The sequence below is a fragment of the Alistipes putredinis DSM 17216 genome, from assembly GCF_000154465.1.
Lineage (GTDB): Bacteria > Bacteroidota > Bacteroidia > Bacteroidales > Rikenellaceae > Alistipes > Alistipes putredinis.
Genome location: NZ_DS499572.1, coordinates 1 through 1,499 on the forward strand (window position 1 = coordinate 1; position 1,499 = coordinate 1,499).

Below are 1,499 nucleotides of genomic sequence, written 5' to 3' on the forward strand. Positions count from 1 at the left end.
CGACCATTTCTCGCCTGTGGTGGATTCGTATATGGGTGCTGAACACTTTGCCCTGGAATGTTTCCTGTACCAGTTCCGAAACGCTCTTGTTCAGGTTCTTTCTTCCGTCGTACTGGGTTATCAGGACCCCGGCGATCGAAAGATCCGAGTTCAAACGTTGCTGCACCTTGTGGACGACCTGCATAAGTTTGGCCATTCCACGCATTGCCAGGAATTGAGCCTGAACCGGGATAATCAACCGATCCGAGGCCGTCAGTGCGTTAAGCGTGAGCAGCGACAGCGAGGGGGGGGGCAGTCGATCAGGATATAATCGAATTTTTCCTTTTGGCCCTTGATAAGGTGGGCTAAGATAAGTTCCCGCCCGGCCTCGTTGATTAACTCCGTTTCAACGGCCGAGAGATCCAGGCAGGAGGGAACGACGCTAAGACCGTCCTTATGCTCGTAGATCGGCAGGTCGTATTCGCCTTTCATCGCGCCGTAGATCGTTTGGGGAAGCTCCGCGGAGAAGCCCAGCGATTCGGTCAGGTTGGCCTGCCCGTCAAGGTCGATCAAAAGAACCTTGTACCCTTTTTGACGTAACGCGCCGCCCAGGTTGATCGTGGTTGTGGTCTTTCCTACTCCCCCCTTGTGATTCAATACGGAGATTACTTTTGCTTTGCTCATAAATTCAGTTTTTTAAATGGTTGTCATGTCCGCAAATATAGTTAAAATACTAATATACTAAAATACTAAAAGTAGTATTTCTCGTTTTTTGCGTGTTTTTTGTACCGATCGGGGAAGCGTACCGAAATAAATCCTGTTTCCGTCTTTCGGTACGTTTTGTTTCTGTACCGGAATTAATCAAAGATTAGAATAACCATAAATGTTTTTATACGTTAATCATACGTATGTATATATGTATATATTTGTTTTTGAGTATCTTTGTGTGCTATAAATAAAAAATAAAAGACATGAGCACTTATTCGTATAAAAATCCGAAGTTTATAAATTCCCCTAAAGGGGTGGTTGAAGTTGTAGAAGTGATTTATGACGGCAAAGATGATCCGGCCTATTCACTGGCTATTATTAAATGGGAAAATACCTATAAATTAGGTATTCGTTGGAACATCGCTTATAGTGAATGGGACGATTACCGCAAACAGAACGGGCAAGATGAATGTATAGGTAATCCACAGTCGAGAGGTATTCCCACCTGGTTTGTTTTGCCCGATGATATGATGTTTGGTGAGAAGTTCAGCGGTGCGATGCAGAGGCTTGATGAATTAAGAAAAGGTAAGTAGGGACAGTCGCGAAATAGGCTTAAAATTATAACAAATTGATTGTCAATGTGATAAAAATTTCATATCTTAGCTACAGGAATTAAAAATTCCTCCGAACACCCTGGAAAGTGACTTTCGGAGGAATGAGCAAAAATAACTCATGGCAAAGTACGAAATTTATCTGACATTCAGCAAGAGATTGCATTTACAGAGGTTTGATTTTTATCAGCGATACGAAGA

At 43.0% G+C, this 1,499-nt stretch carries 1 protein-coding gene and 1 pseudogene; one reads left to right on the forward strand and one right to left on the reverse strand.

Features of this window, described 5'->3' with window-relative positions; all coding sequences use genetic code 11:
- A pseudogene (locus tag ALIPUT_RS00025) lies at window positions 1–663 on the reverse strand (ParA family protein); the annotation flags it as partial.
- Window positions 664–950: 287 nt separating this feature from the next.
- Here ALIPUT_RS00025 and ALIPUT_RS00030 point away from each other — a divergent pair.
- Window positions 951–1,280 (forward strand): hypothetical protein, encoded by a 330-nt coding sequence (locus tag ALIPUT_RS00030; RefSeq protein ID WP_004327465.1) that lies wholly within the window; start codon window positions 951–953, stop codon window positions 1,278–1,280.
- The last annotated feature ends 219 nt before the right edge of the window (window positions 1,281–1,499 follow it).

Bases quoted from the DNA above. Each gene is read 5' to 3' on its own strand.
- ALIPUT_RS00030 (WP_004327465.1), top strand. From the start codon at position 951: ATGAGCACTTATTCGTATAAAAATCCGAAGTTTATAAATTCCCCTAAA.